Annotated in this window: 23 protein-coding genes and 2 tRNA genes; 12 read left to right on the top strand and 13 right to left on the bottom strand. The window is 47.5% G+C overall.

Features of this window, described 5'->3' with window-relative positions:
* Positions 1 to 29 precede the first annotated feature (29 nt).
* The 7 genes from IT233_01470 (at position 30) to IT233_01440 (ending at position 5,086) form a co-directional block, all read left to right on the top strand.
* A complete protein-coding gene (locus IT233_01470; GenBank protein ID MCC7301287.1) occupies positions 30 to 1,433 on the top strand; it encodes a tetratricopeptide repeat protein in 1,404 nt (467 codons plus the stop codon).
* 80 nt (positions 1,434 to 1,513) lie between these two features.
* Positions 1,514 to 2,215 (top strand): endonuclease/exonuclease/phosphatase family protein, encoded by a 702-nt coding sequence (locus IT233_01465; protein MCC7301286.1) that lies wholly within the window; start codon positions 1,514 to 1,516, stop codon positions 2,213 to 2,215.
* A 69-nt stretch (positions 2,216 to 2,284) separates the two neighbouring features.
* Positions 2,285 to 2,740: a virulence RhuM family protein gene (locus IT233_01460; GenBank protein MCC7301285.1), complete on the top strand. Its 456-nt coding sequence runs from the start codon at positions 2,285 to 2,287 to the stop codon at positions 2,738 to 2,740.
* 11 nt (positions 2,741 to 2,751) lie between these two features.
* Positions 2,752 to 3,114, top strand: a complete 363-nt coding sequence (locus tag IT233_01455) for a hypothetical protein (protein ID MCC7301284.1) — start codon at positions 2,752 to 2,754, stop codon at positions 3,112 to 3,114.
* Between the two features lie 463 nt (positions 3,115 to 3,577).
* Positions 3,578 to 3,811: a helix-turn-helix transcriptional regulator gene (locus IT233_01450; GenBank protein MCC7301283.1), complete on the top strand. Its 234-nt coding sequence runs from the start codon at positions 3,578 to 3,580 to the stop codon at positions 3,809 to 3,811.
* Positions 3,808 to 4,140 (top strand): HipA N-terminal domain-containing protein, encoded by a 333-nt coding sequence (locus tag IT233_01445; GenBank protein MCC7301282.1) that lies wholly within the window; start codon positions 3,808 to 3,810, stop codon positions 4,138 to 4,140. Before IT233_01450 ends, IT233_01445 begins: the two co-directional genes overlap by 4 nt.
* Positions 4,133 to 5,086: a HipA domain-containing protein gene (locus IT233_01440; protein ID MCC7301281.1), complete on the top strand. Its 954-nt coding sequence runs from the start codon at positions 4,133 to 4,135 to the stop codon at positions 5,084 to 5,086. Before IT233_01445 ends, IT233_01440 begins: the two co-directional genes overlap by 8 nt.
* A 56-nt stretch (positions 5,087 to 5,142) precedes the next feature.
* On the opposite strand, the gene IT233_01435 is transcribed toward IT233_01440, so the two are convergent.
* The 7 genes from IT233_01435 to IT233_01405 form a co-directional block, all read right to left on the bottom strand.
* Positions 5,143 to 5,217 (bottom strand) — tRNA-Val (locus IT233_01435).
* A 149-nt stretch (positions 5,218 to 5,366) separates the two neighbouring features.
* Positions 5,367 to 5,441: transfer RNA gene (locus IT233_01430), tRNA-Val, on the bottom strand.
* 98 nt (positions 5,442 to 5,539) lie between these two features.
* Positions 5,540 to 6,844 carry a bifunctional folylpolyglutamate synthase/dihydrofolate synthase gene (locus IT233_01425; GenBank protein ID MCC7301280.1) on the bottom strand — a complete coding sequence of 435 codons (1,305 nt, stop codon included), beginning with the start codon at positions 6,842 to 6,844 and terminating at the stop codon, positions 5,540 to 5,542.
* Positions 6,841 to 7,617 carry an energy transducer TonB gene (locus IT233_01420; GenBank protein ID MCC7301279.1) on the bottom strand — a complete coding sequence of 259 codons (777 nt, stop codon included), beginning with the start codon at positions 7,615 to 7,617 and terminating at the stop codon, positions 6,841 to 6,843. Before IT233_01420 ends, IT233_01425 begins: the two co-directional genes overlap by 4 nt.
* A 1-nt stretch (position 7,618) precedes the next feature.
* Positions 7,619 to 8,023 carry a biopolymer transporter ExbD gene (locus IT233_01415; GenBank protein MCC7301278.1) on the bottom strand — a complete coding sequence of 135 codons (405 nt, stop codon included), beginning with the start codon at positions 8,021 to 8,023 and terminating at the stop codon, positions 7,619 to 7,621.
* Positions 8,024 to 8,025: 2 nt separating this feature from the next.
* Complete coding sequence (locus IT233_01410) at positions 8,026 to 8,751, bottom strand: MotA/TolQ/ExbB proton channel family protein (GenBank protein MCC7301277.1); 726 nt, start codon at positions 8,749 to 8,751, stop codon at positions 8,026 to 8,028.
* Between the two features lie 113 nt (positions 8,752 to 8,864).
* Positions 8,865 to 9,650 carry an energy transducer TonB gene (locus tag IT233_01405; GenBank protein ID MCC7301276.1) on the bottom strand — a complete coding sequence of 262 codons (786 nt, stop codon included), beginning with the start codon at positions 9,648 to 9,650 and terminating at the stop codon, positions 8,865 to 8,867.
* 428 nt (positions 9,651 to 10,078) lie between these two features.
* Here IT233_01405 and IT233_01400 point away from each other — a divergent pair, with 428 nt between their 5' ends.
* Complete coding sequence (locus IT233_01400) at positions 10,079 to 10,516, top strand: hypothetical protein (GenBank protein ID MCC7301275.1); 438 nt, start codon at positions 10,079 to 10,081, stop codon at positions 10,514 to 10,516.
* Between the two features lie 47 nt (positions 10,517 to 10,563).
* Here IT233_01400 and IT233_01395 read toward each other — a convergent pair whose 3' ends face one another.
* Complete coding sequence (locus IT233_01395; GenBank protein MCC7301274.1) at positions 10,564 to 11,628, bottom strand: anhydro-N-acetylmuramic acid kinase; 1,065 nt, start codon at positions 11,626 to 11,628, stop codon at positions 10,564 to 10,566.
* A gap of 72 nt (positions 11,629 to 11,700) precedes the next feature.
* Between IT233_01395 and IT233_01390 the strand changes: the two genes are divergently transcribed.
* Positions 11,701 to 12,840 (top strand): acyl-CoA dehydrogenase, encoded by a 1,140-nt coding sequence (locus tag IT233_01390; GenBank protein MCC7301273.1) that lies wholly within the window; start codon positions 11,701 to 11,703, stop codon positions 12,838 to 12,840.
* Here IT233_01390 and IT233_01385 read toward each other — a convergent pair whose 3' ends face one another.
* The 4 genes from IT233_01385 to IT233_01370 form a co-directional block, all read right to left on the bottom strand.
* Entirely contained in the window at positions 12,841 to 13,467 is a 627-nt protein-coding gene (locus tag IT233_01385; GenBank protein ID MCC7301272.1) for a hypothetical protein, read from the bottom strand.
* Between the two features lie 3 nt (positions 13,468 to 13,470).
* Positions 13,471 to 14,802: a UDP-N-acetylmuramoyl-tripeptide--D-alanyl-D-alanine ligase gene (gene murF, locus IT233_01380; GenBank protein MCC7301271.1), complete on the bottom strand. Its 1,332-nt coding sequence runs from the start codon at positions 14,800 to 14,802 to the stop codon at positions 13,471 to 13,473.
* A 61-nt stretch (positions 14,803 to 14,863) separates the two neighbouring features.
* Positions 14,864 to 16,462, bottom strand: a complete 1,599-nt coding sequence (gldJ, locus tag IT233_01375) for a gliding motility lipoprotein GldJ (GenBank protein ID MCC7301270.1) — start codon at positions 16,460 to 16,462, stop codon at positions 14,864 to 14,866.
* Between the two features lie 77 nt (positions 16,463 to 16,539).
* Positions 16,540 to 17,499, bottom strand: a complete 960-nt coding sequence (locus IT233_01370; GenBank protein MCC7301269.1) for a type IX secretion system membrane protein PorP/SprF — start codon at positions 17,497 to 17,499, stop codon at positions 16,540 to 16,542.
* A 137-nt stretch (positions 17,500 to 17,636) separates the two neighbouring features.
* Between IT233_01370 and porU the strand changes: the two genes are divergently transcribed.
* Genes porU through IT233_01355 form a run of 3 tightly spaced genes read left to right on the top strand, consistent with a single transcriptional unit; the run spans position 17,637 to position 23,313 of the window.
* Positions 17,637 to 21,551 (top strand): type IX secretion system sortase PorU, encoded by a 3,915-nt coding sequence (porU, locus tag IT233_01365; GenBank protein MCC7301268.1) that lies wholly within the window; start codon positions 17,637 to 17,639, stop codon positions 21,549 to 21,551.
* 41 nt (positions 21,552 to 21,592) lie between these two features.
* Positions 21,593 to 22,831 carry a type IX secretion system outer membrane channel protein PorV gene (gene porV, locus IT233_01360; GenBank protein MCC7301267.1) on the top strand — a complete coding sequence of 413 codons (1,239 nt, stop codon included), beginning with the start codon at positions 21,593 to 21,595 and terminating at the stop codon, positions 22,829 to 22,831.
* 8 nt (positions 22,832 to 22,839) lie between these two features.
* Positions 22,840 to 23,313, top strand: coding sequence for a 2-C-methyl-D-erythritol 2,4-cyclodiphosphate synthase (locus IT233_01355; GenBank protein MCC7301266.1), 474 nt, complete (start codon positions 22,840 to 22,842; stop codon positions 23,311 to 23,313).
* A 47-nt stretch (positions 23,314 to 23,360) separates the two neighbouring features.
* Here IT233_01355 and IT233_01350 read toward each other — a convergent pair whose 3' ends face one another.
* Positions 23,361 to 24,233 carry a hypothetical protein gene (locus IT233_01350; GenBank protein MCC7301265.1) on the bottom strand — a complete coding sequence of 291 codons (873 nt, stop codon included), beginning with the start codon at positions 24,231 to 24,233 and terminating at the stop codon, positions 23,361 to 23,363.
* Positions 24,234 to 24,240: the final 7 nt, after the last annotated feature.

The raw sequence follows: 24,240 nt of genomic DNA, 5'->3' as shown, positions 1-24,240 counted from the left end.
TCATTCCATTAGTTTTATATAGTTTAACAATGAGAAAGCTTACAAAAAGACTCATACTATTAACATTTCTCTTTATTTTTTTTGTACCTATATCGGCACAAATCATTGACACGTTACTAATAGATTCTTTCCTTTTAAAATCCTCACAACTCGTTACAATTAATCCCGACTCAGCCAGACATTATATAAAAAGGGCCCATTATCTAATATCAAATTCAAAATCTAAATCCAGAATCCCACGTTGGGGTTTTGTCATGGGACAATTAGAGCATCAACGGGGTAACCTATCAAACGCCGCTCATTATTACAAAGTCTCTTCATCGGCGTTCAAGAAGTTGAATAATGATGAGATGTTTGCAAAATCGACATTCAATCTGGGGATAGTGTATTTTGAATTAGGAGACTATACACAAGCGCTTTCTCATTACCTCAACGCCCTAAATATATTTACAAGGCATAATTTTATACCCGACTGCATTTCAGCAAACAATTCTATTGGAAGTCTTTATTATCAGATGCACAATTACAAAGAGGCACTTTTTTATTTCGAAAGAGCAATCAAACTTTCAAAGGAGCTCAAACTGGAGGCTCATACTGCCATGCTCAATGGAAACATAGGAAATACGTTGTCTGAATTGGGTAGAAATCAGGAAGCGATGTCTCATTATAAACAATCTATTGCCTATTACAATCAAATAGATGACAAAAAAGGTCTTTCTATTTTATATGGAAATATTTCAGTTGAATATGACCTCCTGAATAATTCTGATTCTGCAATATTTTATGGAAAAAGGTCATTAGAACTGTCGGAAAATCTTTCAAGAAAGCTTGGAATATGTATACAAACCGCCTCATTGGGAAAGCTATTCTACAAAAAAGGAGATTTTCCCATTTCGGAAAAGTATTTATTACAATCCCTTGAGATCGCTCAAAATTTGCCATCCCTTGACGACACAAAAATTGCAGCATTATACTTAAGTCAACTTTACGATACAACTGGCAACACTTTAATGGCTCTGAAATATTTTAAGTTATACTCAGAGGCGAAGGACAGCCTGCTGAATGAGAGTAAAAGTGAAGAAATTGGAAGATTACAAGCAAAGCATGAGTTCGATCAGGTTCAGGAAAAAATGAATTTAATACATGAATACGAGTTAAAACTCGCAAGTGAAAGGGAACATAGGCAAACGCTTTTAGCATTGACTATGATTATCTGTTTGATATTAGTCATTATTTTTCTAGTAATAATTTATAAAAGATTTATGTTAACTCGTAAGCAAAAGAAATTGATTGAAGAACAAAAAATACTTGTTGAACATAAACAAAGGGAAATTCTGGACAGTATCAATTACGCCAGAAGAATTCAACTTTCGCGTATGCCTTCTGAGAATTTAATTAAAAAGGAATTAGAGCGTTTAGTTTTTAAACAATAATGCTAAGCTGGTTCTCTATGGTGTATAGTTAACTGAGCATCTGTTTAAGACCTGCATTGTTCGCTAGATTATCTAACTCAATGAAAATCCTCACCTGGAACATACGGCACGGAGGAGGAACCCGTGTGAATGAGATCCTGGAAGTTCTTTCAGGGAAATACGCTGAGACCGCAATAGTGGTTATGAGCGAATTCCGGAGCAACACCCAGGGAGGGAGGATAAGGCAGCATTTGAAAAAAGCCGGATACGTTTACCAGTTTGCACCGGAAGCCGGTGAAAAAACAAACACGGTTCTGGTCGCCTCCAGGCTGGAACTGAACTTTTCGGTATATCCTCGCCTGGGAATTCATTCACACCGGGTGGTCGGGGCTGAAGGAACTGACTTTCAAGTGTACGCCTGTTATTTTCCCCAGCAAGATGAAAAGAAGCAAGTATTTGAATTTCTTCTGCAGGAAATTCAGGATGGCCCTGATAAACCGGTCATCATTACAGGCGATATCAATACCGGAAAGCATTATATTGATGAGGAGGGTGCCACGTTTTTTCATTCGGCTTATCTGGAAAAACTCGAAGCGACAGGTATGCTTGATGCTTTCCGCCATTTTCACCCGGATGCTCGTGAATACTCCTGGTACTCTAACCGGGCAAAGAACGGATTCAGGATAGATCATTTTTTTGTCTCAGCCAATTTGAAGGACCGCGTGTTTTCCTGTCTCTATTCCCATGAAGAAAGGGAAAAGAAGATTAGCGATCACTCGGTAATGATGCTGGAGATAAATTGACAGTGGAAGGCATGCCCCTACTAAAACAAACCTACCTTTGAGCTTTCCGGATTGTGAAAGGCAAATGAAATGAAAGAAATAGAGATTTATAGAACCAAGGATGGCAAAATCGAGGTGGATGTGCGGTTTGAAGAAGAAACGGTATGGCTGAGACAGGGTCAGTTGGAGATTCTATTTGCAACAGATCGCTCCTCTATTACCAAGCACCTCCGTAATATATTCATATCCAAAGAGTTAGATGAAAAACGAACCTGTGCAAAATTTGCACAAGTTCAAACAGAGGGCGACCGCAAAGTAAAAAGGGAGGTACTGCATTATAACCTGGATGCAATCATATCCGTCGGGTATAGGGTTAATTCAAAGAGAGGAACCCAATTCCGCCAATGGGCCACACAAAGATTGAAGGAATACCTGGTAAAGGGATATTCCATCAATCAAAAACGCCTCGATGAACTGGGCAAAATGGTAAAACTTATCGAGCAATCCGCCAGAACGGACTCCTTGCAGATGCAGGAAGCGAGTTAGTTTATTAGCCAATGAAAACCACCTCCTACCTCTCCATCATCTGCCTTGATACCCGATGGGTAAAAATTAAGGATTCTCCGGATGTCATGATGATTGTCGCAATTGATGTTCATACCACACGGGCTATTGCCGTAGAAACCCTGCAGGTGGATTCCAGCCGTACCTGGGCGGCATTCATTCGCTCACGTGTGCTAAGCGATCCGGGTTTCAAAAACCGAAAGGCGCCAAGTTTGTTTTACCTGAACACCGAACCGGAATCCGTCCCTCTGATCAGTGCTGATCTTGGTCCACCACATACTTACCGCCCGGATGACGGCAGATGCGAAAAGGTGTGCCGGGAGTTTTTTGAGGGGTTTGAGAAGAGGATGAAGTAATTTGCCCCGAAATACCAGGATGCTCCTGGCTTTTTTTGAGGCCATTTTTTCCGCGCTGCCGGGAGACGGATTCTCAACTTCTATCGGTACTCTAACCGGACAAAGAACGGATTCAGGATAGATCATTTTTTCATCTCAGTCAATTTGAAGGATCGCCTCCTCTCCTGTGCCTATTCCCATGAAGAAAGAAAAAAAAAGATAAGTGATCACTCGGTGATGATGCTGGAGATCTGAAAAGGGGAGGGCCCAGCACAAGGGGTGGGCCCTGGGGCGGCTGTTTTCGAGGCAATGTTAATTTGTTTATTGGTAATCAATAAGTTATGCTTTTATTGAAACCGGGCGATTTGCTGCGAAGAAGCGCTATATTATATGCGAATGCATACAATATGCTTATTAATTGTGATATTATACGAGATAGCATATAAATATCTATATTTGCAAATAATAAATGCGATCGCATATAATGAAATCCTTGTCCGAATTTGTAAAAAGTAAACGCAAAGACGCCCGTCTGACCCAGGCACAGTTCGCCGAAAGAGCAGGCGTGGCGCTCACCATAGTGCGAAAAATTGAACAGGGGAAAGAAAATGTAAAACTGGAAAAAGTAAACCAGGTTCTTAAAATGTTCGGACATGTATTGGTTCCCGTAAGTCAAAGAGAACTGTTATTGAAAAAGGAGAACCCGGAAGAAAAATGAGGCGCGCAAAAATATACTACAAAGATGAACTCGCAGGTGTCCTGACGGAAACGGATGATGGCCAATACACCTTTCTGTATGAAAAGGAATATGCCTTAAAGTACCCCGGGCAGTTCATCACTTTTTCAATGCCCATTACTGAACGTCCGTATATCGAAAACCGGTTGTTCCCATTTTTTGAAGGCCTTATTCCTGAAGGATGGCTCCTGGATATCGCATCGAAGAACTGGAAAGTAAATCCGAACGACCGGATGGGACTGCTTTTGGCCTGCTGCGGGAATTGCATCGGGGCGGTAAGCGTTAAACAAATTCCGGGTGAAGATGAATAGGAAATGCTTGTATTGTTATCAAAAACTGGAGGCTGAGAGTAACAGCGAGTTCCATGAAAAATGCAGCATGGAGTTTTTTGGAACAACAACCGCGCCCGCCTTACCCTACACAATCGGCCAAATGTCGGAACTGGCGAAGAGTATCGTAGAGCGGAGCATTGCCGTGCCGGGTGTACAACCCAAATTATCCCTGTCGCTGGTGAAAGATACGATAGGAACTAAAAACAAATCTCGTCTGACCGTTGTTGGCGCACTGGGAGGAAATTTCATTTTCAAGCCACCCTCTGAGCATTACCCCGAAATGCCCCAGAATGAGCATGTCACCATGCGCATCGCCGATGCGTTTGAAATACGTACTGTGAAGTCAAGTTTAATACGTCTGCAATCGGGTGAGCTGTCCTACGTCACTAAACGGATCGACAGATCCGATAGCGGAGAAAAAATTCACATGCTGGATATGTTTCAGGTCCTGGAAGCCCATGACAAGTATAAGAGTTCATTGGAACGCGTGGGAAAGGCGATACATCAGAATTCTGATAACACCTTATTGGATACCGTCCGGTTTTTTGAGTTGTGTGTCTTTTGTTTCCTTACAGGGAACAACGACATGCACCTGAAAAACTTTTCGATGATCCTGTCTGGCGGGCACTGGTTGCTCGCTCCGGCCTACGATCTGCTCAACGTAAGTGTGGTGAATCCGGAGGATACGGAGGAACTGGCACTGACGCTGGAAGGTAAAAAGAGGAAGCTGCAGGGCGGGCATTTCGAACGCCTGGGTCTTCTGCTTGGATTAAATGATAAGCAGGTAAAAAATGTATTTAACAGATTCCGTGAAAGCCGCCCCCTTGCGCAACAATGGGTAGAGAATTCTTTTCTCTCTGCCGGAATGAAGAGCAACTATAATGAGGTGATGAACAGGAGATACAATGTCCTCATGCAGAAATAAAAGTATGCTTTACAAAAAAGCCTTTCAGTACTTCTGAAAGGCTTGATTTCGTTGGGTGGGAGCTACAGGGTTCGAACCTGTGACCCCCTGCTTGTAAGGCAGGTGCTCTGAACCAGCTGAGCTAAGCTCCCATTTAATTCTTACTCTGAACCAACTGAGCCTGCCTATACGCTATTTTGTATAGGCTAAGCTCCCTAATTGAGGGATGCAAATATACTATTTTACAGAATTCATGAAAATATTGCAAGTAATTGAATATTAGAACAATACACTTGCATCGTGGGCAATACGGGATTCGAACCTGTGACCCCTACCTTGTCGAGGTAGTGCTCTAAACCAACTGAGCTAATTGCCCATCCTACTAAAGAACCAACTAAGCCTGCCTGTACGCTACTGCGTATAGGCTAATTGCCCGGAGGGCAAATTTAGCATTTTGAAAATTCCCCCTTGAACTCACATTACCTCCGCCACTACAAACACACTGCCTGTTACCAGCACAAGGTCTTTCTTGCCGGCCATCGCCCGAGCGCCTTTCAAGGCCTGTTTTACATCCGGATAGCACACTCCGTGCAGGCCGTATTTTCCGGCCCTCTTCACCAGCTCATCTACCGGCATGGCGCGCTCAATGTTCGCACGGCAAAAATGATAGAACGCTTCTTTCGGCAGGCGTTTTAATAAACGAACCGGACTCTTATCTCCCACCACACCGAAAATGATGTGCAGGTTCTCATGCGGCGTTTCTTCCAGCATCTCCAGCACCGCTTTCATGCCCGCCTCATTGTGTGCCACATCTGCAATCACCGCCGGATGCTGCCGCAGCACCTCCCACCGCCCGCGAAGCCCCGTGTTCTTCATCACGTTGTATAGTCCCTCTCCTGCATGACGCAGATTAATCTTCAGGTTGCGGTGGCGGCTCAGCAATTCAACCGCCAGCAAAGCCGTGCGGATATTCTTCGCCTGGTAGTAACCCGGCAGATCGCATTTTACGTCGCGGAAAACACGCCGCGTGCCTTTTACGGAAATATCACACTGCAAACACAGTTTTCCCTTCGACCATACATTGCGCAGATTGCTGATCCGGTAGGCATCTTCCGCACTCCTCAGATCCGCGTTTTTTTTCTTCGCGATGCGCCGGAATACGGGCCATGAATCTTTTTGCTTTTCCCCGATCACTACCAGACCACTCTCCTTAATGATACCGCCTTTCTCCTCCGCAATCCTGCGAAGGGTCTTCCCAAGCAAATTAGTATGATCGTAACTGATGTTCGTGATCACCGACAACTCCGGATCCAGCACGTTCGTACTGTCCAGACGCCCGCCCAAACCGGTCTCGATCACGGCAATGTCTACCTTGTTCCTTGAAAAATGATCAAAAGCCAGTCCTACCATCATTTCAAAGAAAGAGGGCTTTATACGCTCAAATTCTTTTTTGTGTTTTTTTACAAAAGCAATAACGCGTTCCCGCGGAATCATTTTTCCATTGATGCGGATGCGCTCCCTCAGATCTTTTACATGCGGAGAAGTATATAATCCTACTCTGTACCCCGCCGCGCGCAGGATGGATGCGATAATATGTGAGGTACTTCCCTTGCCGTTCGTACCGGCTATATGTATACTGCGGAAATTTTCATGTGGTTCACCTAACACTTCCAGCAGCGCCCGCGTGTTGCCTAAACCCGGCTTCAGCGCGGCGGGCCCTGTGCGATGAAACATGGGAAGAGTGGAGTAGAGGTAATCGAGCGTTTTCTGCCAGCTCACTTCAGTGTGAAGATGAAGGTGATGCTCCCGCGCTGTTCGTTGTTCCCTCCGCTCTCACTGAATTTGGTGAGGAATGCGGCCTGCCTCGCTTTCTGACAGAGCGAATAATTAGGATTTTTGGATTTTGAACGGTTTACTTCTGCCCAGGTCACTTTCCCCTTCTCGTTAACGGTTATGTCCACTACAATAACACCTTCTTCATCAAAATCGTTGATCGCCGGTGGAGGGTTCTTCATCTTCCGCCCATTCAGACTCCACTGCAGACCCGGTCCGCCTTCGCCGGGCGGCCCGTCATAATTGTTGGAATTGGTGCCGTTCGGATCGCCCTGATTGCCGGGCTTGTTGCCATCGCCGTCGGAAGAATTATTCGTGGGCCCATCATTACCGATATTGTTCAGCGCGTTGAGAAGGTTCTGATCCGTTGGATCCGCATTCGTAGTGTTCGTTTTCGGCTTGTCGGTTTTCGGTTTGGTGGGAACCTCACCGTCGTCCTGCGTTAGCTGCTGATCATCCGGCGGACTCGTCGGACTGCTGCTATTGTTGCTGTTGTTGGCATCATCAGGATTGTACGGCGTCATCGAATGATCGTTTCCCATGCCCTCCGGATCGGTACCAAAATCTACTTCAATGCCGGCCTTCAGCGATGGTTCAAAAGGTGGATCGGGGGGTATAATCTTGTACCAGATCAGAAAAAGGAGCATTAACAAGAGGAACCCTACTGTTCCGCTGCCCGCGATGGCTCTGTCTTTTGCCGCTGTTTTTGCGTAGTCCATCTCAGTTCGCGTTAGCCGGTTTTGTGGCAATAACCATTTTCGTTTTCAGCTTCGCGCCGATCTCCATTACCTCCACCAGATCCTGTACTGTAAGGGAATTATCAAAGTTGAGCGACAGGGTAGCCTTCGGATTGGTGCCGATCTCCTGCTGAATGGCCTTCTCCAGGTTGAAATAATCCACCATTTTACGGTTCACATAATACTGGCGCTCTGCGTTCATATATACAAACACGGGTTGTGTTTCTACATCTACATTGTTTTTAGAGGTGGGAAGATTCACCTTGATCACACTGGGATTGGCCAGTGTGGAAAGAATGAGAAAGAACAACAGCAGAAAGAACATAATATCGTTGAGGGAGTCCGTAAAGACCTCCACTCCTTCCCGTTTCTTTCTTCTGATGTTCATGTTCAGCGCCCCGGTGATTGAATGATATCCAGAAATTCCATGGACTCAGCTTCCATAGCCTGTGCCTTTCGGTCAACCATGCTCTGAATGATGTAATGACAGGCAAAGGCGAATATTCCCACCGTAAGTCCGCCCGCCGAGGTGATCATCTTCTGGTACAATCCTTCTGAGATCACATCAATCTCCACGGTATTGGCCAGGGCTATCTTGTAAAAAATATTGATCACTCCCACGATCGTTCCGATGAATCCCAGCATAGGGGCAATACGTCCGATAATTCCAAGTACACCCAGGTTCCGTTCCAGGCGGAAGAGCTCCAGCTTTCCGCTGTTCTCCATACTTTGTTCTATCTCTTTGATGGGTTTGCCCAGTTTGCCTATGCCTTTAAGTATCATTTTGGATGCCGGGCTGGAGGTGCTCATGCACAACGCTTTTGCCGCGTCCATGTTGCCACCGGATATGAAGTCTTTTAAGCTGGGAATAAAATTGGAAGGACTTTTGGATGCACGGCTTACTACAATCAGCCTTTCGATGAAAAAGTACAACGCCATCACAAAAAGAATTCCAATGGGAATCATCACCGGACCACCCTTCCACAAAAGTTCCAGCAAGGTCAGGGGTTCAGGCGGGGGAGGGGTAAGACCGGGAGTAATGGGGGTGTTCACCACGGCGTTCTTCACCGTATCCGCACCCGCGGTCATCGTTAGCTGCAAGATCACATTCAGCATGTTCTTCCTTTTGGTTAAAGAGTAAAGTTACCCCCATGCTTTTGCTTATTAAAAACAAACAACCGACTTTTTAAACAGCCGGTTGTTAGTACGGAGTCCGTTTTAAAAGGTTTCTATTTTAACTCGAAATTAAAAGGTACTGTCATAGATACTTTCACGTTGTGCTTGCCGTTATTCCCGGGGGTCCACTTCGGACAGCTGCTCATCACCCGGAGGGCTTCGTTTTTCAGGAGACTGTTGGCTTTCGGATTCACGATTTTCAGCCGGGTGACCTCGCCCTGCTCGTTGATCACAAAGTTTACGTACACTTTTCCGTCGATGCCGTTGTCTTTTGCCAGCTGGGGATAAACTGTTGATTTTTTTAGCCAGCGCAGAAAATCACCGCTGAAGGCGGGCATGGTATGGGTGAGTACCTGAACGGAAGTATCCACGGGTTCGGGCTTTACAACACTGATGAGTCCGTTGTGATCGCCAGTACCTGTGGTGCCGGTATCTCCGTTGCTGGGACCAATCAGTGAGGTATTTAAATCCACAACCGTTTTAATGCTGTCGTCCTCTGTGTTAGAGGGCGTATAATTCGCATCAGCGGTTTTTGGTTTTGACACGGTCTCCTTTGTTTTTTCTATTTCTTTATCTTCCCACGGGTTCTCGAACACATACACTTTCACGGAGTCAGGTTCTTTAGCGTTATCGAGGATGTTCACCAGAGCTTTTACCGGCTCTCCTCCGCCGAAATGTGTTCCAATGGCGGCGGCGGCGAATATCAGACAGGTAAAAAGAAGCCCCAAAAGGGTGCGTTTGTCCTCCTCTTTGCGGAGTGCATAAGCGCCATACATCTTGTTTCGGTTCTCGAAGACCACCTCGTTGAGGCCTCTTCCGGTGCGGTTACTTTGGATCATGTCAGGTGTTTTTTTAGTGATACGATTCTGTCATTTGGATGCGCCGAAGCGCGGAATTCCATAATTTGACCTAGGAACACCTGGAGGCTTGAGAGGGATGTTTGATTCGAATTAGCTGAAAATCAGCTCATTCCTCAATCAAACAGGAATCAAAGGGGGCAGAATGCAGGGGAGGGGGATGGGATGTAAACGGAGGGAGACCGTTTTTATTGTGGTACGGCAAAGTAAAGGCAAAGGTTACAGAAGGCCCCCGGCCTGCCGCCCTCCGGCTGAAAAAAGGGAGGTGGATTGAAAAAAAGATAAATTTGCGATTCCTGCGCTTTTTCGTGCGGAATCTCTTAAACGTTTTTTGTTTAATTTCATATCGGTTTTAACTTTACAGAATCACAGGTAAGGATGCCTGTTGTCTGACCCAAAAAAACGAACAGATGGCAAAATCCAAAGTCGCAAAGAAGAAAAAGTCCGCGCCGAAGAAAGCCAAAAAGGCTGCAAAGAAGCCGGCAAAGAAGAAGACCAAAAGTAAACCGGCGAAAAAGAAAAAGCCGGTGAAGAAGAAAGTGGTCAGGAAGGCGAAGCCTGCAAAGAAAGCAGCAGCGAAGAAACCTGCTCCCAAAAAAGCCGTACCCAAGGCACCGGCCGCACTAAAGGCACCGGCGCCTAAACCCGCTGTGCTGAAAATGGAGGAGGAGTGGAAGGATGAACCGGAAGCGATGGAAACCGAGGAAACTACACGCGAGGTAGAGCTGGATGATATGGATGATCTGAGTGAAGACGAACCCGAGAACCTGGAGGAATTCAACGCCGGCGAGGGAGAGGAGGACGAAGAGGAAAATACGAGTGGGGGATTCTACGAAGAGAATTTTTAACGCTCAGTGATATATTGTTTCCGGTCTCGGCACTCCCGGGACTTTTTTTATGCCCTGAACAATTCTCCGCCGCAGTGATCTGCCGCTGCGCCGGTAACGGAGGCCAGAATATTATTCCGCCCTGTCATTTTCAGCACACCGAGCAGCCCGAAGATCAGTGCTTCTTTAAAGGAAAGGATATCTCCGGACGCTGTTTCTACAGTGGCTTTTGTTCTTTGCTGAAGCAGGCCTACGAATAGTACATGCCTTGCTCCCCCTCCGCTGACCAGAATGCGGTCATGTTCTTCCGGATTTTCAGCGTTAATGATTGCTGCGTTCACTTCCGCAAAATGTGCGCATGCAGTGGCCATCAGATCCCTTACCGGCAGCGAATGCTTGTTCAGTACAGGCATAAAAGATTCTTCCACCCATTCACGCCCCAGGGAGCGCGGAGGAGCGTTACGGTAAAACGGGAGTGCGTTCAGTTCATCCAGAAGTTCGGGATTCACCGTGCCCGATGCACTCAGCTTTCCGTCTTCGTCAAAGGGAAACCCTTCAAGCGCGGCCAGTGCGTTCAGTACCTGATTGAACGGACAGCAGTCGAAGGCCATTCTTTTTCCGTTTTTTTCATAAGAAATATTCGCGATGCCTCCCAGGTTCAGGCAAAACCGGTATCCGGGAAAAAGATAGCGGTCACCTATGGGTACAAGCGGGGCACCCTGACCCCCGGCTGCTACATCTCCTCTCCGGAAATCGGCTGCGGTGAGAACACCGGTCTGTTTCGCGATCAGCGCCGGGTTGCCTATTTGCAGTGTAATACCCAGTTCCGGCCGGTGGAAAACGGTATGCCCGTGCGAAGAAATAAGATCCGGTTGAAACCCTGTAGAATGAATTATCTTTTCACATTCCATCCCAAAGAAAATACCCAGTTCATCGTGCAGTGCAGCGAGTGCATGAGCCGGCAGCCTGTGAGCGTTTACAATTCGGTCCAGTAGTTGGGCAGGATAGGGGACAGTGAGCGCATGGAGGATTTTCCATTTCCACTGATCTCCTGAAAGCGTGAATTCACAGCAGGCAATATCCAGTCCGTCGAGTGACGTTCCTGACATAAGACCGATGGCTCTGAATCGCATTTTTTCCCTCTATTAAGACCCTAAAAATACCCTATAAAATCCTACATTTGGTGGCTTTATAAACCCGACCCCATGAAATTCGAATTATCAGAAGAACACCTGACTGTACAGAAAGCAGCCAGGGATTTTGCCCAGGAAGTGCTTAAGCCAGGCGTAATTGAGCGCGACAATGAACAGCGTTTCCCCGGAGAACAGGTTAAGGAGCTGGGAAAGCTGGGCTTTATGGGCATGATGGTGGATCCCAAATACGGCGGAAGCGGAATGGATGCCATATCCTATGTGCTGGCCATGGAAGAGATATCCAAAGTGGATGCTTCCTGTTCGGTGGTGATGTCGGTGAACAATTCCCTGGTATGCTGGGGACTCGAGCAATACGGAACAGAAGAGCAGAAGCAAAGGTACCTGGTGCCACTGGCTAAAGGTGAGATCATTGGAGCATTTTGCCTGTCGGAACCGGAGGCAGGCAGCGATGCCACCTCCCAAAAGACAACGGCAGAGGATAAGGGCGATTATTACCTTCTCAACGGTATTAAAAACTGGATCACCAACGGAAGCAGCGCATCTGTTTATCTCGTGATGGCGCAAACACATCCCGACAAAGGGCACAAGGGTATCAATTGCCTTATCGTGGAGAGGGGAATGGATGGATTTGTGGTGGGAAAGAAAGAAGATAAAATGGGAATACGGGGTTCCGATACACATTCGCTCATGTTTACAAATGTGAAAGTGCCGAAAGCGAACAGGATAGGGGAGGATGGTTTTGGTTTTAAGTTCGCTATGAAAACGCTGGAGGGCGGACGCATCGGGATCGCCTCACAGGCACTGGGAATTGCATCGGGTGCCTTTGAGCTGGCCCTGGCGTATTCCAAAGAGCGCAAGGCATTCGGTAAGGAGATCTCGAAGCATCAGGCCATTCAGTTTAAACTGGCAGATATGGCTACTGAGATTGAGGCCGCCCGCCTGATGTGTCTCAAAGCGGCATGGCTGAAAGATAATCATATGGATTATGCGCTGGCTTCTTCCATGGCCAAGGCCTACGCGTCCAAGGTGGCAATGGAAGTTACCACAGAGGCCGTTCAAGTGCACGGCGGATATGGTTTTGTAAAAGAATATCATGTAGAGCGTCTTATGCGCGATGCCAAGATCACGCAGATATATGAAGGAACAACGGAGGTACAGAAGATCGTAATCTCCCGTGCTATACTTTCCTGATCAGGGTTCAGGGGGCCTTCTGAAAAAGGCGCGGAGAAGGTGAAATACCGTGTACAGGAATGACGCTCCCAGCAGTGCGAAACCTGCGAGTATTATCAGAGCCAGCCCGAAACCGAATCCACCTCCCAACAGCAGCAGCCTGCTGGCAGTGAATAGTACCCCCCCCCCGGCATACAACCATAAGTCGTTACGGAAAATTCTCCCTTTGCCAAACGCCAGGAAGGCTCCCAGCGGAGGAACAAAGCAAGCGAGTAACAGCGCGGTGATGAATGTGGCTGTTGAGAAAGGATCAGGCGGAACAGAAAGCGGCCGTTTTACAAACCGTAAACCCGGATGCGAAAGCGGAGAGACGATTCGTTTCGTCCGGATGGTGGGAAGGATATTCTTTTTTGGTTCTGCATTAAAGCTTGTATGCATTTCCGCAAGAGGAATGAATGCACTATCCGGAAACACCGAAGGTGTTTTCCGCAGTTGTTTGCACAGCAGGGGAGGAATCGTCTCGCCCCTGGAGGTGCCGGAACGGTTAAAGTCTAAATAATAGCCCCGCCGGAATTGCCTTTTAACAATCAGACATGAAGGAAGAAGCAGTGCCGGGATAAGAATAAGAATTATTCCCGCCCGCCGCATAGATCAGAATAAACTTTCCAGATCTTCCAGTTTGATACCCCTGGAGCCTTTGATGAGAACAAGGTGCCGGCGCAATTTGGAAAGTTTGCTTTTCATTTTTGTTTGAGCCTCTGAAGTATTTTCAAAGGCATCGCAGGACGGCGCATCCTTCATTCCGGTGATAGCCTTTGTGAAGGCAGGTCCTACCAGTATGCACTGTCCGAATCCTTTTTCACGGACCAGATGTAAGATTTCCGCATGTTCTTTGTAACTGTGATCGCCCAATTCGAGCATATCTCCCAAAACAACCATTTTATCCCCTTCCATTCCTGAAAGATTTTCCAGGGCGGCGCGCATGCTGGTTGGATTGGCATTATACGAATCCAGAATAAGTGTATTGCGGTCGGTTTCTTTTACCTGTGAGCGGTGATTTCCCGGCATATAGGAGGAAATACCCGCATTGATTTCCTGAGCGGGAATCCCAAATACGGTACCTACTGCAATGGCGGCAAGCACATTTTCCAGATTATATATTCCGGTAAGATTGGTTTGTACCGGGGAGTGTTCCTCCAGCGGTGCATTATCATTGTTGGTTTTCCAGCGCACCGAAAGCAGCGGGCCGTTTCCTGCCTGTCTGCCGAGAATATTACACAGCCCGGATGTACCGTACGTGAAGGTATCTGCTTTTTTAATCAGCCCGGTGAGCACCGGGTTATCGCGGTTCAGAAAGATCTTGCCGCTGTGCTGTTCGATATACTGATACAGTTCGCTCTTTGCCCTGATCACACCTTCGGGGCCTCCGAAACCTTCCAGGTGGGCTTTTCCGATGTTCGTGATGATTCCGTAATCCGGCGCGCAGATCTCACAAAGTGCGGCAATCTCTCCCTGATGATTCGCCCCCATTTCAATAACCGCGATTTCCGAATCATCCGTTACACTAAGTACACTGAGAGGAACCCCGATATGATTATTGAGATTTCCTTCCGTGGCGAATGTTTTAAAGCGCCGGCTGAGCACGGCACGGATAAGTTCCTTGGTAGTAGTTTTTCCATTCGACCCGGTGAGTCCGATGAAGGGAATCTTTAGAAGGGAACGATGAAATTTAGCCAGATCCTGAAGGGTCTTCAGTACATCTTCTACCAGGAAATATTTTTTTCCTTTTACAACCGAAGGGTCATCTACCACGGCGAGGGTACACCCCTGTTCTAAGGCTTTTTCCGCAAACAGATTACCATTGAACTGGCCGCCTTTTAAGGCGAAGAAAATTCCTCCTTTGATAAGCTTGCGTGTATCGGTACAAATGCCGGCATGCTTGCGGAATGCGGCGTAAATCTGGTCGGTGGGGTGAAACTCCATTCTGTAAAAATAAAAAGTCCTGCCCGGTGGGCAGGACTTTTTTATCAACACTGAAGCAGTTCTACCGGGCTCTCTTATTTCCCAAACCTACAGGACTTCCCACGCGATCCATAGCGCAACGGAATCCCAGCCAGGAGGCCGATTGTTGCTGATCGAGGAAGCGGCGGGTGCCCGGAACCATCCAGTAGGCACGATCCTTCCAGGATCCGCCCTTGTAAACCTTTGATTTGTTGTTGATCAGGCCATTCTGCCCCAGATCATCACGTTGATTCTGGATCTTGTTGGCAGGAACAGGATACTGATACATCAGGTAGTTATCACCGGGGTTATCTGCATAGTAGAAGATGGAGGAATTCTTGTGATCTCCATCCAGGTAATTGATGTTGTCAGAATATTTGTAGTTGCGTCGTTCATCCAGACGGTCCTCTTTATACTTGATGTCTACATTCCGCATCATCACCGCTCCGGGTTTGGAAAGGATGTTGCCGTCTGCATCTGTCAGCAGGAATCCGGAAGAGTCGACCAGCAGGGTTCCGTCGTCGACCATGATGGTTCCATCTGTAGAATCTTTCAGAGCGGTCTTGAATACGTTTCCGCGGAACGGACGAAAATCATCCATGTCTTCCGGGCTCAGTGTACGGTAGGTATCCAGAACCCACTCGCTCACGTTGCCTCCCATGTTGTAGAGACCGTAGTCGTTAGGCCAGTAGGAGAACACCGGCGCAGTGATGTCAGCGGCATCGTTGAGGTAACCCGCGATACCCATATTATCTCCGCGGTCGCGTTTAAAGTTACCCATGAAATCTCCGATAAACTTCTCCTCAGGGTTACGAACACCCTGACCATTCCAGGGATAAAGTTTACGCTCCTTGATAATATAGTCGGGTGACATGTTACCAATAAGGCCGAGCGCGGCATATTCCCATTCCGCTTCTGTGGGCAGGCGGTACTTGGGCAGGAAGATACCATCTTCCATTCTTACCTTACGCTCTGAACCATCGGGCTTGGGAATAAGCTTCTTCACGTTTCCTTCATACTTCCCCGCAAGGTAAGCGTCGGTATTAAAATTGTTGGCGCCATTGGCATTGGGATCCCAGTCGAGGATGCCCTCACGCACAAGAATATATTCGTTCACACGATCCGTTCTCCACGAACAGAAATCGTTCGCCTGCATCCAGTTCACTCCAACCACAGGATAATCCCTGTAGGAAGGGTGACGCAGGTAATACTCCACATAGGGTTCATTATATCCCAGCTTCTCTCTCCACGCCAGTGTGTCGGGAAGGGCTTTAACATAGATCTGCTTGAAAACGTCATCCGTTCCGAAAACCCTGCTTAGCCACCAGAGGTACTCCAGGTAGTCCAGGTTGCGGACTTCGGTTTCGTCCATATAGAAGGAGGAAACAGTTACGGTTCGCGGAATGTTACTCCAGTCATATAGTACATCCTGCTCGGTTCTTCCAAAGGTGAAACGCCCGCCCTCCACCAGTACCAGTCCCGGACCGGTTTCCTGCTCAGTGTAGGGGAGTACTTGGAATCCGCCATTATCCGGGTCGTTATAGGCCCAACCCGTTACCGGGGAAGTCTCTTTGTTACAGGCAGTTAGCGCCAGCAGGCCTGCCAGGAACAAAGCTTTTCCGGTGATTTTCCTGATCTCCATCTTCTTGGTTTTTAATGAAATAAGTTCAGTTTATACTGGTTATTTCTGAAAAGGTTTCGAAATACGTAAAGAAAATTTTAAAAGGAAGGACAGCTTACGGTGCGGAACTTCCTCTTTTTAGGCTTACACTCCAGTTGAAGCTGGAAAGAGATTTCATGAGAACCCGCCGTTGCGTTGGCAAGTTTGGAGACTGTTACATCGTAACTATATCCCATCTTCACCAGGTTCTGCTGAATTCCGATAACGGCAATAAAAGAGTCTTCGTTGCGGTACCAGAGTCCTCCCACAATGGATCCTTTCTGCACGTACAATCCAAGGTTCAGCTGGCGAAAATCCTGCTGCTGCTGGTATAATATGTTGGGAGAAATGCTGGCGTCTCCGTTCCTTCCGTCCAGGGGAATAACGGCACCGGCATGCCCTGTGTATTTCATGGGAAGAGGAGAAGATCCCAAAAAGCCTTCGTCTGGCTCGGTAAGGTGGCTTACCGCAAATCCGAAAAAGTAACGCTTGCTGTATCCCAGTACGCCGGCGGAGAGATCAATATTGGTTCTTGCTGTCTGATTCTTTTGCTCTAGAGTGGTATAAACGAATCCGCGACGGGGATCAATCATGTCTCCGAAGGTGAGCTTATCCCAATCTACTTTTTTCTGAGCATAGGTCGCCTGAAATCCGAATTTCATTGAGAAGGTTCTCGTCAGGTTTAACTGATAGGAATACATCCCTGAAAAATTGGTTGTGATCAGTGTTCCCTGCCCGGCCTTGTCGTTCGTAACAAGAAAACCAAGTCCCCCGGAAAGATTGTCAAAATGCTGATCGTAGGATGCACTGTACGTGACAAATGTTCCTGTTAATGCCGGCCACTGGTTTCTGTAATTCAGCACAAAACGCGGACAGCGTGCTGTTCCTGCGAATGCCGGATTAAGATACAAAGGGTTGGCGTAGAACTGGGTGAACTCAGGATCCTGGGCAAAGGCCTTCTCGCTGAGGAAGAACAGGGAGAGGAAGGTTACGCAAGATAATGCAAGCCGCTTAAGCATAGGGGACTATACGTTATTCAATTTACAAAGTTAAGAAAAACTTATCTCAAAAAAAAATTAATATTCTACCTGAATTACAATAATTTAAGGGCCGTTTCGTTGGTAAAAAAGAGCATCTCTACCCTTACCTGACCTTCATGAATAAGACGCTGAACAATCTAATGGTTGCCTGCTTGTTGGCAGTTATGGTTCCGATCTCTTATAGTGCTAATAATAAGGGATTTAACTATGAGATTCGATGGGAGAGCCCCCTTGTTGCTCCGGATCCCGACGGAAGTCCGGGTAAATACCTGTGTTTCGCCAATGCCCAGTACCGGGAAATGCCGGTTAGCCCCCTCCCTTTCTGGACCACCCAGATTGCATTACACACACTGATTCCTCAAAGTGTAAACGTGTCCGTAGCGGATGCAGTGTATGCACCGCTCGCAAAAAATGAGGATGCAGTGTTCAGTACATACAAAGAGGATCAGTTGCGGAGCATTGGTTCGGCCGTAGTGGTAAGGGCTTCCTGCGCCGAAATAAAGAAGAACTATTTTGCTCAGGTGGATTTGCTTCCGTTCCGTAAAACGGCGGCTGGGTACGAAAAGCTGATATCCTTCCGCTTGATTCTGGAAACGAGTCCTGTTTTGATGACAAGACAAAGCCCGCAGTCGTTATGGGCCGCCAATTCAGTGCTGGCATCCGGAGACTGGTATAAAATCGGGCTTACCGCTGACGGTGTCTATATTCTGGATTATGATCAGCTGACGGCGCTTGGGATGGATCTCGGCACATTGAACCCCAACGAGCTCAGGATCTATGGCAATGGGGGCGGGCAACTTCCGTTCTCCAATTCCGGCCTCCGGACTGACGATCTGGTTGAAAACGCAATTTATGTTTCCGATGGAGGCACTCCCAATGTATTCGATCCTTCCGACTACGTTCTTTTTTACGGAATGAGTCAGCATCGCTGGTACCTGGACACAGCGGCCTGCGGAAAGTTTAAGCATCATGTGCACGATTATTCCGATACCACCTATTACTTTATCACATCGGGGTCGGGGCCGGGAAAAAGAATAACGCTTCGACCTTCCGATGCGAACCCTGAAAATCAAACGGTCAGCACCTTCGATGATCATCGCTTCCACGAATCCGACCAGTACAACCTGATCAAATCCGGAAGAGAATGGTACGGTGAGCTGATGGATATTACCAACAGCTATTCCTTTGCTTTTAGTTTTCCAAATATAGATCTCACCGCTCCGGTTAATTATACAGCGGAACTGATCGGCAGATCCCACCAGGTAAGCGGAAGTTTTACAGTAACATCAGGGCCTTCCTCCTTTTCACTTTTGACCAACGGCACAGATATGAATTATTACGCCGCCATTTTCGCCTACGTGGCAAAGGGTTGTTCCAGTTACATTCCCACCTCTTCCAATATTCTTGTTAGTGTTACTAAAAACACTCCCGGTCCCGCCATCGGATGGGTGAACTATATTGAAGTAACAGCCCGGCGCGCACTGACGATGTTCGGCGACCAGATGACATTTCGGGACAAGAACAGCATCGGACCGGGAAACATCAGTCGCTTTGTTCTCGCCAACGCAAACACGGGTACCTTGGTTTGGGATGTTACCGATCCGATGAACGTTGTTCAGCAGGGCGGACAACTCATTGTAAGTCAGTTTGAGTTTAAAGTCGTTACCGATACCTTGCGGGAGTTTATTGCTTTCAGCGGATTGAATTACCTGAAGCCGGTTAATATCGGCTATGTTCCCAACCAAAACCTGCATGGCCTTGCACAGGTAGATTATATTATTGTGGCCCACCCTTTGTTTCTGGCAGACGCGAACAAGCTCGGCGCCCTGCATGCGCAGCGCGATAACCTGAGTTATGCGGTGGTTACACCGATGCAGATTTATAATGAATTTTCTTCCGGCGCTCAGGATGTTTCTGCAATCCGGGATTTTGTAAGAATGTTCTATGAGCGTTCTACCGGGCCTTCCGATGCACCTAAATACCTTCTTCTATACGGCGACGGATCCTATGATAATAAGTACCGCCTGGCCGGAAATACCAACTTTATTCCTACGTATCAGTCCCTGAATTCTACCGATCCCATTCGCTCGTATGTGTCGGATGATTTTTATGTACAGCTCGGACCGCTGGAAGGTGACTGGGATCCGGGAGATCCCGACAAGCCGGATCTGGGGGTTGGAAGGATTCCGGTAAAATCGCTCGGAGAATCGGATGGCGTATACAGCAAGGTGGAACAGTACGTTTCGGTTCCGGGAACGGTGAATACGTCCAATTCTACCTCCTGTTCTTCTTCACAATGTGTTTCATTTGGTGACTGGAGGAATATGATCACATTCGTTGGGGACGATGAGGATGGAAATACCCACGTTTCACAATCGGAAAACATTGCCGGGTTTGTAGATACCGCCTACAACTCATATAATATTGAACGCATTTATCTGGATGCCTTTGTGCAGGTGGCCACACCCGGAGGCAGCCGTTACCCCGACGCGGTAGATGCCATTAACAAGCGCATGGACAGGGGCTGTCTTATTTTTAATTATATCGGTCACGGCGGGGAAGTGGGGCTTGCACACGAGCGGATTATTGAGGTGAATCAGATTAATAACTGGAGCAATAAGTGCAATCTTCCGCTGTTTTTTACCGCTACCTGTGAATTCAGCCGCTGGGATGATCCGGCAAGAACTTCCGCGGGAGAATACGTGCTGCTGAATGCCGATGGCGGAGGGATCGGACTTTTTACAACAGTCAGGCTCGTGTTCTCCGGACCCAATTACAGTCTGAACAGAAACTTTTTCAACTACGCGCTGGATACGATGACCGGAGGCATTTACCCCCGCCTCGGTGATTTAAATATGCTCACGAAGAGTACGCTGGTGCCGGACGACAATCACCGGAATTTCACCCTGCTCTGTGACCCTGCACTTACCCTTGCTTATCCTGAACACCGGGTAGTGGCTACAACTATCAATTTATCACCTGTTGTTCCTTCTGCACCCGATACACTGCGCGCACTGAGCCGGGTAACTGTTACAGGTGAGGTAAGAGATGTGTTTGGTAATAAAATCACCGGATTTAACGGGATACTTTTTCCCACGGTGTTTGACAAACGTGCCCTGATCACCTGCCTGGGTAACGACGGAGGTTCGCTTCCGGTTTTCTCCTTCTATGCCCAAAAGAATGTGCTCTATAAGGGGAAAGCAAGTGTTACAGGTGGTGATTTTACCTTCAGCTTTATCGTTCCCAAGGATATCGCATACCAGTACGGAACCGGACGCATCAGCTTTTATGCGCACAACGGATACGAAGATGCGCATGGATTCAACGAAGACATTATTATTGGCGGATCCGACACAACAGCACCACCGGACCTTACCGGACCGGAGATCAAATTGTATATGAATGATGCGAGTTTTGTAAGCGGAGGAATCACCGATGAAGATCCGGATATTTATGTGCAGGTGTTTGATACCAACGGAATCAATACGGTGGGAACAGGAATAGGACACGACCTTGTTGGTATACTTGATGGAAATTCTGCCGACCCCTTGGTATTAAATGAATATTATGAAGCCAATCTGAACTCCTACAGCAGAGGATCTATTCGCTACCCGCTCGAGAATTTGCCTTCAGGAACACATACCCTTTCTGTGAAGGTTTGGGATGTGTACAACAATTCCGCCACTGATTACACTGAATTTACGGTTGCTGAATCCGCCGTACTTGCCCTGGATCACGTGATGAATTATCCCAATCCGTTTACCACACACACGGCGTTCTTCTTCGAACATAATAAGCCCTGTGGCAATCTGGATGTTCAGATACAGATATTTACCGTTTCGGGAAAACTTCTCAAAACAATCATTACCGAAATGGCATGCGACGGCTACAGAAACGCCGGAATCGAGTGGGATGGCCTCGACGATTTCGGAGACGCGATCGGAAAGGGTGTGTATTTCTACCGCCTGAAAGTGAGGACCACGGAAGGGGAAGTGGCAGATGAGTACAATAAACTGGTTATTTTAAAATAAATACATACATTTAGCGTTCTGTTGCGACGAATATTCTAATAATGAAGCAGTTAGAAATAGCATCCCTGATCGCCGGGCTTTGTTGCGGTGGACTTGCTACGGCTCAGATTGATAAAAATGAGCTGCTCGGACAGATCAACGTTCCTACTACCGCTGTTCCTTTTTTAATTATTTCCCCGGATTCCAGAGCGGGCGGAATGGGAGATGCCGGTGTGGCCTCCACTCCGGACGCCAACAGCATTCACTGGAATGCAGCCAAGATGGGATTCCTGAAAAAGAAAATGGGATTGTCCGTGTCCTACACACCCTGGCTCCGCGCATTGGTTCCTGATATTAACATTGCGTATCTGAGCGCCTACCGCAAAATAAAGAAAGCAGGTGTTTTTGCCGGTTCATTACGGTATTTCTCGCTGGGGAACATCACCTTCACAGACATCGCCGGGAATGAGATCGGACAATTCAATCCGAATGAATTCGCCATCGACGGAGCCTATGCAACCAAACTGGGAGATAATTTCAGCATGGGAGGTGCCATGCGATTCATTTATTCCAATCTCACCGGAGGACAAGCTGCAGGAGGGAATACAACCAAAGCAGGAACCGCTTTCGCGGTAGATATCTCCGCCTATTATCACAATACCAAGGTGGAAGTGGGTGGAAAGAAGTCCACCTTTATGGCCGGTCTGAATATTTCTAACATTGGTTCTAAAATTTCTTACACCAATATTGCCGATTCAAAGGATTTTATTCCAATCAATCTCCGGCTGGGTGCAGGCCTGGATATGAATATTGACGATTTTAATACCGTAGGTTTTTTGTTTGAAATCAATAAGCTGATGGTTCCCACACCGCCCGTTTATGAAAAGGATGCGAACGGGAACCCGGTACCTGGGCCGAACGGAACGTACCTTATCGCGGCAGGGAAGGATCCCGACCGCGGTATTGTAAGCGGAATGTTCGGTTCCTTCTCCGACGCTCCGGCAGGTTTTGAAGAAGAACTCAGAGAGTATAACCTCAGCGGTGGATTGGAATACTGGTACGATAAACAATTCGCGGTGCGTGCCGGATATTTTTACGAACATGAAACCAAGGGGAACAGGAAATATTTCACCGTGGGCATTGGACTGCGATATAATGTTTTCGGACTGGATATGGCCTACCTGATTCCAACGGTTCAGAAACATCCTCTGCAGAATACACTTCGTTTCACCCTTCAGTTCGATCTGGATGCCTTTAAGGATCAGGATAAGAACGGAGGCGGAGATCAACCGACCAATTAATGAGTGCCATTCCCAGAATAGGATTCGGCTTCGATGTACATGTTCTGGAAGCCGGCCGGCCTTTTTACCTGGGTGGGATAAAACTGGATCATACATCCGGTGCCGTAGGGCATTCGGATGCGGATGTGCTCATTCATGCCGTGTGCGATGCGATTCTGGGAGCGCTGGCACTGGGAGACATTGGGCTGCATTTTCCCAATACCGATGATGCCTACAAAGGAATCGACAGCAAGGAATTACTCCGGAAGGTGTGCGGACTGATGAAAGAGAGAGGCTATCGTGTGGGAAATATTGATGCTACCATTTGCCTTGAGAAACCAAAGGTGAACCCGCACATCGCCGCAATGAAGAACGCCCTCTGTCCGGTTTTGGGAATTTCCTCCGGTGATTTGTCTATCAAAGCCACTACGAACGAAAAATTAGGATACGTAGGACGCGAAGAGGGGGTGGCTGCTTACGCTGTAGCACTTTTGCTCAAATAAAAAAGGCTGCCCTTAGGAGGCAGCCTTTTCGTTTTCTTCTTTAAAGCTTATGGGAGTGTTACCGTGTACGTGTTGTTGTTGATCGTAACCGTGCACTGATTGTCGCAAGTGCCGTTACCCATGTCTACATGACGTACAGGCCGTGAACCAGGGGTAAAATCAAAGGTTCCCTGCGTGAAGTACCTCCGGAAATTTGATGCGCATGTCATATCGCGTACCAGCGGTGCAGTTACGGTTACACTGAAGCTCTCACCGTTGGCTGCTGTTCCGTTTACATTTCCGGTCAGCTGCCATTTGGCCTGCAGCCAGTTGATGGGAGCATTGTAAACGGTCTCACCCTGCAGAAGCACTTTTGTTTTATTGGTCTGCCATGTGATGGTTCCCCCGTTATTGGCCAGAATAACCTGACCGTTCACCGTAATATCCCACTGCAATCGTCCCTGGTTGATATGCCCGCGGTTTGTTACAACCTTGGTTCCGAGAATCTGGTGATTGTTTACAAAATAATTGCTGGGAGTGATTGTGGCTACCAGCCCCGAATCACGATAATGCTGCCCCCCGGTGTAGGAAACAATAACCTTTCCGCGACGGTAACGGTTGTCTGAGCAGAGACAGTTAGTAGATCCGAAGTCAATTGTAAGTGTATCTATATTGGACTGGTTAAGGGTATCCCATGTAATAATGGCACAGGCGCTGAGCAGGGTTCCGTTGTCACCACCGGATTTAAAGGTATTCATACTTCCATCCGATGCCTGTTCAGCAATGGAGGAAAGGTCGTTGAAGCAGCCTTCAGCGAATGCATGGTCGCTCGCCGATGAAGTGTCATTGTCTTCCTCTTCACGTTTGCGGCAGCCTGTGAATACTACGGCCGCGGCAGTGAATAATAGAAGTGAACTGATGATGAATTTTTTGGTTTTCATTTTTATT

The sequence above is a fragment of the Bacteroidia bacterium genome, assembly GCA_020852255.1.
GTDB lineage: Bacteria > Bacteroidota > Bacteroidia > JADZBD01 > JADZBD01 > JADZBD01.
This window is presented reverse-complemented; position numbering and strand designations above follow the sequence as displayed.

Excerpts from the sequence above, each read along its gene's own strand:
- IT233_01440 (MCC7301281.1), top strand. The coding sequence starts at position 4,133 with ATGAATAGGAAATGCTTGTATTGTTATCAAAAACTGGAGGCTGAGAGT.
- IT233_01465 (MCC7301286.1), top strand. The coding sequence starts at position 1,514 with ATGAAAATCCTCACCTGGAACATACGGCACGGAGGAGGAACCCGTGTG.
- IT233_01395 (MCC7301274.1), bottom strand. The coding sequence starts at position 11,628 with ATGCGATTCAGAGCCATCGGTCTTATGTCAGGAACGTCACTCGACGGA.
- IT233_01445 (MCC7301282.1), top strand. The coding sequence starts at position 3,808 with ATGAGGCGCGCAAAAATATACTACAAAGATGAACTCGCAGGTGTCCTG.
- IT233_01470 (MCC7301287.1), top strand. The coding sequence starts at position 30 with ATGAGAAAGCTTACAAAAAGACTCATACTATTAACATTTCTCTTTATT.
- IT233_01370 (MCC7301269.1), bottom strand. The coding sequence starts at position 17,499 with ATGCTTAAGCGGCTTGCATTATCTTGCGTAACCTTCCTCTCCCTGTTC.
- IT233_01405 (MCC7301276.1), bottom strand. The coding sequence starts at position 9,650 with ATGATCCAAAGTAACCGCACCGGAAGAGGCCTCAACGAGGTGGTCTTC.
- IT233_01410 (MCC7301277.1), bottom strand. The coding sequence starts at position 8,751 with ATGCTGAATGTGATCTTGCAGCTAACGATGACCGCGGGTGCGGATACG.
- IT233_01385 (MCC7301272.1), bottom strand. The coding sequence starts at position 13,467 with ATGCGGCGGGCGGGAATAATTCTTATTCTTATCCCGGCACTGCTTCTT.
- IT233_01460 (MCC7301285.1), top strand. The coding sequence starts at position 2,285 with ATGAAAGAAATAGAGATTTATAGAACCAAGGATGGCAAAATCGAGGTG.
- porV (MCC7301267.1), top strand. The coding sequence starts at position 21,593 with ATGAAGCAGTTAGAAATAGCATCCCTGATCGCCGGGCTTTGTTGCGGT.
- IT233_01420 (MCC7301279.1), bottom strand. The coding sequence starts at position 7,617 with ATGGACTACGCAAAAACAGCGGCAAAAGACAGAGCCATCGCGGGCAGC.
- IT233_01400 (MCC7301275.1), top strand. The coding sequence starts at position 10,079 with ATGGCAAAATCCAAAGTCGCAAAGAAGAAAAAGTCCGCGCCGAAGAAA.
- IT233_01455 (MCC7301284.1), top strand. The coding sequence starts at position 2,752 with ATGAAAACCACCTCCTACCTCTCCATCATCTGCCTTGATACCCGATGG.
- IT233_01350 (MCC7301265.1), bottom strand. The coding sequence starts at position 24,233 with ATGAAAACCAAAAAATTCATCATCAGTTCACTTCTATTATTCACTGCC.
- porU (MCC7301268.1), top strand. The coding sequence starts at position 17,637 with ATGAATAAGACGCTGAACAATCTAATGGTTGCCTGCTTGTTGGCAGTT.
- IT233_01450 (MCC7301283.1), top strand. The coding sequence starts at position 3,578 with ATGAAATCCTTGTCCGAATTTGTAAAAAGTAAACGCAAAGACGCCCGT.
- gldJ (MCC7301270.1), bottom strand. The coding sequence starts at position 16,462 with ATGGAGATCAGGAAAATCACCGGAAAAGCTTTGTTCCTGGCAGGCCTG.
- murF (MCC7301271.1), bottom strand. The coding sequence starts at position 14,802 with ATGGAGTTTCACCCCACCGACCAGATTTACGCCGCATTCCGCAAGCAT.
- IT233_01415 (MCC7301278.1), bottom strand. The coding sequence starts at position 8,023 with ATGAACATCAGAAGAAAGAAACGGGAAGGAGTGGAGGTCTTTACGGAC.
- IT233_01390 (MCC7301273.1), top strand. The coding sequence starts at position 11,701 with ATGAAATTCGAATTATCAGAAGAACACCTGACTGTACAGAAAGCAGCC.